The 6,740-nt window shown below is 71.9% G+C and carries 4 protein-coding genes and 1 other annotated feature (1 of these 5 only partly in view); of the genes, 2 read left to right on the forward strand and 2 right to left on the reverse strand.

The window, feature by feature from the left end:
- The first annotated feature begins 434 nt into the window (after positions 1-434).
- Both SSBG_RS26645 and SSBG_RS26650 read left to right on the forward strand, forming a co-directional pair.
- Positions 435-2,414, forward strand: coding sequence for an acetoacetate--CoA ligase (locus SSBG_RS26645; protein WP_008749158.1), 1,980 nt, complete (start codon positions 435-437; stop codon positions 2,412-2,414).
- A gap of 146 nt (positions 2,415-2,560) precedes the next feature.
- The gene (locus SSBG_RS26650) at positions 2,561-3,499 is read left to right on the forward strand and encodes a hypothetical protein (protein ID WP_008749159.1); all 939 of its coding nucleotides are present in this window, start codon (positions 2,561-2,563) and stop codon (positions 3,497-3,499) included.
- 57 nt (positions 3,500-3,556) lie between these two features.
- Here the strand turns inward: SSBG_RS26650 and ptsP are convergent, their stop codons facing one another.
- Together ptsP and SSBG_RS26660 are read right to left on the reverse strand one after the other, a co-directional pair.
- On the reverse strand, positions 3,557-5,227 hold the full coding sequence (gene ptsP / locus SSBG_RS26655) for a phosphoenolpyruvate--protein phosphotransferase (RefSeq protein WP_008749160.1): 1,671 nt from the start codon (positions 5,225-5,227) through the stop codon (positions 3,557-3,559).
- A gap of 54 nt (positions 5,228-5,281) precedes the next feature.
- A complete protein-coding gene (locus SSBG_RS26660) occupies positions 5,282-5,731 on the reverse strand; it encodes a PTS sugar transporter subunit IIA (protein WP_008749161.1) in 450 nt (149 codons plus the stop codon).
- A 659-nt stretch (positions 5,732-6,390) separates the two neighbouring features.
- Positions 6,391-6,740 (forward strand) — a sequence feature (mutual gap in cmsearch alignment for this rRNA model is longer than 100); it runs 1,138 nt beyond the window's last position.

Below are 6,740 nucleotides of genomic sequence, written 5' to 3' on the forward strand. Positions count from 1 at the left end.
CCCCGCCCTCGCACGGCCCCCCGCCGCACCGGGCGGGGCGCCCGCCACCAGTACCCTCTCCCCGCGCCGCCGTCAGCCAACGCACCAGGTCACGAGCGATCATGACGCAAGAGTGTCATCCACCCGGCCGACAGGTGACCTCGTTCGACGGGCGTTCACCCAGACGTCCTCCCGACGCCACCCACCACTCGCCCGCCACCCGGAAACCCCACACGCCGCGCCCCACCTCCGGTGACGGCGCGCCGTCCGCGCCCGGCCCTCCCGCACCCCTCCCCACCAGCACACCCACCCCTGGTGCCGCGCCCGCGTCCGTGGCATCGTCCTTCGCAGCGCCCGGTCCGCCGGCCCGGCGGCACTCCGCCGGGACCGGCACCCCGGACCCTCACCGACCCCGGCGCGGCACCGCCGCCGCGTACGCCCCTTGGAGCCGCCCCGTGAGCACCGCAGCCCAGCCGCCCCAGCCCCTGTGGGAACCAGGACGGGACCGGGTGGCGACCGCCGCCGTCACCCGCTTCGCGGCCTGGGCGGCCGAGCACCACGGAGCCCCCGCCGAAGGGGGCTACCCCGCCCTGCACCGCTGGTCGGTCGAGCACCTCGGCACCTTCTGGAAAGCCGTCGCCGAGTGGTTCGACGTCCGCTTCTCGACCCCGTACGAGGACGTCCTCACCGAGCCCGCGATGCCCGGCGCCCGCTGGTTCACCGGCTCCTGCCTCAACTACGCGGAACACGCCCTGCGCACCGCCGAGGACCCGCTCCTCGCGGGCGAGGCCGCCCTGCTGCACGTGGACGAGACCCACGGCCCCGAGCCGATGACCTGGGCCGAACTGCGCCGCCAGGTCGGCTCCCTCGCCGCCGCCCTGCGCGCCCGCGGAGTCCGCCCGGGCGACCGGGTCAGCGGCTACCTGCCGAACGTCCCGCAGGCCGTCGTCGCGCTCCTCGCCACCGCCGCCGTCGGCGCCGTCTGGACCTCCTGCGCCCCCGACTTCGGCGCCCGCAGCGTCCTGGACCGCTTCCGCCAGATCGAACCCGTCGTCCTCATCGCCGTCGACGGCTACCGCTACGGGGGCAAGGAGCACGACCGCACAGACGTGGTCGCCGAACTGCGCGCCGAACTCCCCACCGTCCGCACCTTCGTCCACGTGCCCCTCCTCGGCACCCCCGCCCCCGAGGGCGCCGATACGTGGGCGGACCTCGTCGCAGGCGACGAGACCCCCGTCTTCGCGCAGGTCCCCTTCGACCACCCCCTGTGGGTCCTCTACTCCTCCGGCACCACCGGACTGCCCAAGGCCATCGTCCAGTCCCAGGGCGGCATCCTCGTCGAACACCTCAAACAGCTCGGCCTTCACTGCGACCTCGGCACCGGCGACCGCTTCTTCTGGTACACGTCCACCGGCTGGATGATGTGGAACTTCCTCGTCTCCGGCCTGCTCACCGGATCGACCCTCGTCCTCTACGACGGCAGCCCCGCCTTCCCCGACACGGCCGCCCAGTGGCGCGTCGCCGAGACCACGGGCGCGACGCTGTTCGGGACCTCCGCCGCCTACGTCATGGCCTCGCGCAAGGCCGACCTCCACCCCGCCCGCGACTTCGACCTCAGCCGCGTACGCTGCGTCGCCACCACCGGCTCCCCGTTGCCCCCGGACGGCTTCCGCTGGCTGCACGAGGAGGCGGGCGAGGACGTGTGGATCGCCTCCGTCAGCGGCGGCACCGACGTGTGCAGCTGCTTCGCCGGAGCCGTCCCCACCCTCCCCGTCCACATCGGGGAACTCCAGGCTCCCGCGCTCGGCGTCGACCTCCAGGCATGGGACCCCGACGGCACACCGCTCGTGGACGAGGTCGGCGAACTCGTCGTCACCAAACCCATGCCCTCCATGCCCACCCGCTTCTGGAACGACCCGGACGGCAGCCGCTACCACGACAGCTACTTCGACACGTACCCCGGCGTCTGGCGCCACGGAGACTGGATCACGCTGACCGGCCACGGTTCCGTGATCATCCACGGCCGTTCCGACTCGACCCTCAACCGCGGCGGCGTCCGCATGGGCTCAGCCGACATCTACGAAGTCGTGGAACGCCTCCCCGAGATCCGCGAATCGCTCGTCATCGGCGTCGAACAGCCCGACGGCGGCTACTGGATGCCCCTCTTCGTCCACCTCACCGAAGGCGCCGTCCTGGACGACGCCCTCCGTACGCGTCTCGCCACCGCCCTGCGCACCGAACTGTCCCCCCGCCACGTTCCGGACGAGGTGATCGAGGTACGGGCGATCCCGCACACCCTGACCGGAAAGCGCCTGGAGGTCCCCGTCAAGCGACTGCTCCAGGGAACCCCTCTGGAGAAGGCAGTCAACCCCGGCTCGGTTGACGATGTGGAACTCCTGCGCGACTACGAACGTTTGGGGCGCGCACACTCCTGAACCGCTCCCCGCCGCCCCGGAACAGCCCCGGGGCGGCGGCCCGGCGAGGAGCGGCGGAAGGCGTTGTCAGTGCCGTCGCCTACGGTCTGCGATCAAGTGAGGGCACTCCGTGAGGGAGTGCTCCGGCAACGCACCAGGAGGCCCCCATGGCCCGCCCGCACACCGCATCCCGCTCCGACCGCCGCCACCCGGGGACCGCCCGCGTGGACCGGGAGATCACCGGGGTCCTCGCGCTCCTCGCCGAGGAGGACGACTACGAGCGCATGACCGGCTACGGCGCCCCGCGCCACCGCGACCACACGCAGTACCTCCACTCCGCCGGCACCGCCCTCAGAACCCGCAGGGCCGGGGGCAGACGGACACGCGTCGGTCTCCTCGACCCCGAGGAGTACGCGGCCTACTGCGCCGGCTCCGGTCTCGACCCCGGCCGCCCGGACAGCCGCCACCGCTTCACCGAGCACCTCGCCGACACCGGCGCGACCCTCCCGTACGAGGGCGGCCCCCTCGCGGACCTCCTCCCCGACCTCGCCCAGCTGGCCCTGCGCCGCGCCACCTTCGCCTACGCGGGAGAACTCCTCGACGGCGCGGGACGCTGCCCGGAATGCGGCGAAAGCCTCGCGCGAGCCGCCTTCGACCGCGCCTCGGAACTGCTCACGGCGGCCTGCCACGCCCTGGGCGCAGGCCGCCACCACCTCGTGTGCAGCACGCACACGCAAGCCGGTCCGCTGCTCGCCGAGTTCGACATCCGCACGAGCCCGGGAAGCTGGCCGCGCCCGGGGGAGAGCGCGTCCCTCGACCTCGTCACCGTCCTCGCCGCGGCACTCGCCGCGGGACTGCCCTGCGGGCTCGTCGCCCGCACCACCGGACCGGACACCCCTGACGCGGTACGGGGCTGGCGACTGCGCGAGCACGTCCTGCGCCCCCTCACCGCCGCCGAGGTCTTCGACGCCTACTGCACCGACACCGAGACCGGCGACCCCATCCCGCCCGAGCCTGGCGTCGACTACCGCGCCGCGCCCGCGCTCACGCCGCCCCGCACCCCTCACCACGACCACGGCCAGGAAGGGGAGGAAGCCCAGGAGTGACCTGCGCCCCGCCCCCGCCGGGGCCACGGCTCTCCGGTGACCGCCCGCCCGCTCCGCCTACTCGCCGGAGAGCACCGCCCCGGCCGCCCGCCGCGCTCCCTCGGCCCCGTCCTCGGCGCGCGCGGCGCCCGCCGCCCGCTCGCACTGGGCGCGCGTGTACTTCGCCAGCGTGGCGCGGACGTAGGGGAGCGCGCTGGGACTCATCGACAAGGAGGTGACACCGAGTCCGGTCAGCACACACGCGAGGAGCGGGTCGGCGGCCGCCTCGCCGCACACCCCGCACGTCTTCCCCGCCTCGGCGGCGGCCCGGGCGGAGGCGGCGACCAGATCGAGCAGCGCGGGCTGCCACGGGTCCTGCCAGCGGGCCACGGCACCCACCTGCCGGTCGGCGGCGAAGGTGTACTGGGCGAGGTCATTGGTCCCGAGCGACACGAACTCCACCTCCCGCAGGAGCGCCCCGGTCCGCAGCGCGGCGGCGGGAATCTCCACCATGGCGCCCGCCTTGGCGTGCAGCCCCGCCGCCCGGCACGCCTCGGCGAAGGCCCGCGCGTCGGCCCGGTCCGCCACCATCGGGGCCATGACCTCCAGATGCACGGGAAGGCCGTCGGCCGCGCGCGCCAGCGCGGTCAACTGGTCCCGCAGCACCTCGGGACGGTCGAGGAGCGCCCGGAGCCCTCGCACGCCCAGGGCGGGGTTCGGTTCCTCGGCGGGGTGCAGGAAGGCGAGCGGCTTGTCCGCTCCCGCGTCCAGGACCCGCACCACGACGCGCCGGCCGGGGAACGCCTCCAGGACGGAGCGGTAGACCGCTGTCTGCTGCTCCACCGAAGGCGCCCGCTCGCTGTCGTCCAGATAAAGGAACTCGGTACGGAACAGCCCGACCCCCTCCGCACCGGCCTCGACGGCGGCGGCGACGTCCGAGGGCCCTCCGATATTGGCGAGCAGCGGCACCCGGTGGCCGTCCGAGGTGAGGCCGGGGCCCGTGCTCGCGGCCAGCGCCGCCTTCCGCTCGGCCGCCTGCGACTCCAGTTCCTCGCGCCTGGCCGCGCCGGGGGACACGAACACGTCCCCGGTGCTCCCGTCGACGGCCACCGTGGTGCCCTCCGCCAGCTCCGTCGCTCCGGCCAGGGCCACGACGGCCGGTACGCCGAGGGCGCGGGCGAGGATGGCGCTGTGGCTGGTGGGGCCGCCCTCCTCGGTGACGAAGCCGAGGACGAGGGCCGTGTCGAGCAGCGCGGTGTCGGCGGGCGCGAGATCCCGGGCCACGAGCACGTAGGGCTCGTCGCTGTCCGGCACACCGGGCATCGGCACACCGAGGAGCCGCGCCACGATGCGATTGCGCACGTCGTCCAGGTCGGCGACGCGCCCCGCGAGGTACTCGCCCGCTCCGGCGAGCAGGGCCCGGTAGGAGGCGAAGGCGTCGTAGACCGCGCGCTCGGCCGTCGATCCGACCGCGATCCTGCGCTCGGCGTCTGCGAGGAGTTCGGGGTCCTGCGCCATGAGCGACTGGGCGTCCAGGACGTCCTGCGCCTCACCCCCCGCGAGCTGACCGCGTGCGGTCAGGTCGGCGGCGACGGCCTCCATGGCCTGCCGCGCCCGGGCCTGCTCGCGCCCGGCCTCCTCCTCGGGAATCTGTTTCGCTGGCGGTTCGAGCACCGCCGTGCCCATGTGCCGGACCGCGCCGACCGCCACCCCATGGCTCACCCCGACGCCCCGCAGCCTCGTCTCCATACCCGCCCTCTCCGCTCGCTCCGGTTGTCTGCCCGTCACCTGCGCCCGCCGCCGTCACTCCCAGCCGAAGAGTGTGTCCCCCGTGCGAACGGCATCGCTCTCACGCACATCGGAGAGCGCGTCCATCGTCGCCTCCAGGGCGATGACGGGACATACCGGGGACTTCCCCTTCGCCTCGACCGCCGAAGGGTCCCAGCGCACGAGGGCCTGTCCGCGCCGGACGGTGTCGCCCTTGCTGACCAGCAGCTCGAAGCCCTCTCCGTTGAGCTGCACGGTGTCGATGCCGAGGTGGGTCAGGACGCCGTGGCCCTGCTCGTCCACCACCACATAGGCGTGGGGGTGGAGCGAGACGAGCACCCCGTCGATGGGGGAGACTGCCTCGGCCGGCTCGCGCTCGGGGTCGATGGCGGTCCCGGGACCGACCATGGCGCCGGAGAAGACCGGGTCGGGGACGTTCGCGAGTCCGATGGCGGTACCAGCAAGCGGTGAGGTCACGACGGTCATGACTTGCCTCCCTGGGCGGTGAGTTCCTGGGCCGCCCACGAGGAGGGATCGGCACGGAGATCGCCAGAGTAAGTCACGTTCTGTACGGTTTTGGGTGGCCATGCCGAGATGTCCGTGCGAGGGCGCCACGAAAGCGATTTGCACCCGTAGGGAGCAGAGCTGTACAGTCGACCTCCTGCCTGGGACCGGTTACGCCTTACGAGGCCGCAGTTCCAGGTATTCCGGCGAAGTCCAATCCCTTTCTTTCCGGCGGGGAACCCTCATGTGCGAGGACCCGGCCAGAGCAGAGAAAAGGACCTGATAGAGTCGGAAACGCCGGAAGGGAAACGGAAAGGCCGAAAGGCCGGGCCGGGAACTGGAAAGGCGCCGAGGAAATCGGGCCCGAGAGGGTCTGATAGAGTGCGGGAACACGAAATGCCGAAGGGAAAACGCCCGGAGGAAAGCCCGAGAGGGTGAGTACGAAGGAAGCGTCCGTTCCTTGAGAACTCAACAGCGTGCCAAAAGTCAACGCCAGATATGTTGATACCCCGACCGAGAGTCCCTTGTGGCTTGAGGTTGAGGTTCCTTTGAAACACAACACAGCGAGGACGCTGTGGACCGGGGGGATTATTCCTTCTCCTGGTTCCGCTCTCGTGGTGTCTCCCGATTACGGGAAAACATTCACGGAGAGTTTGATCCTGGCTCAGGACGAACGCTGGCGGCGTGCTTAACACATGCAAGTCGAACGATGAACCGCTTTCGGGCGGGGATTAGTGGCGAACGGGTGAGTAACACGTGGGCAATCTGCCCTGCACTCTGGGACAAGCCCTGGAAACGGGGTCTAATACCGGATACTTACCATCTTGGGCATCCAGGGTGGTGGAAAGCTCCGGCGGTGCAGGATGAGCCCGCGGCCTATCAGCTAGTTGGTGAGGTAATGGCTCACCAAGGCGACGACGGGTAGCCGGCCTGAGAGGGCGACCGGCCACACTGGGACTGAGACACGGCCCAGACTCCTACGGGAGGCTTT

Origin of the sequence: Streptomyces sp. SPB074 (genome assembly GCF_000154905.1) — a bacterium.
GTDB lineage: Bacteria > Actinomycetota > Actinomycetes > Streptomycetales > Streptomycetaceae > Streptomyces.

What these genes read in the sequence shown, in the direction of transcription:
- SSBG_RS26650 (WP_008749159.1), top strand. Translation starts at nt 2,561, where the DNA reads ATGGCCCGCCCGCACACCGCATCCCGCTCCGACCGCCGCCACCCGGGG.
- ptsP (WP_008749160.1), bottom strand. Translation starts at nt 5,227, where the DNA reads ATGGAGACGAGGCTGCGGGGCGTCGGGGTGAGCCATGGGGTGGCGGTC.
- SSBG_RS26660 (WP_008749161.1), bottom strand. Translation starts at nt 5,731, where the DNA reads ATGACCGTCGTGACCTCACCGCTTGCTGGTACCGCCATCGGACTCGCG.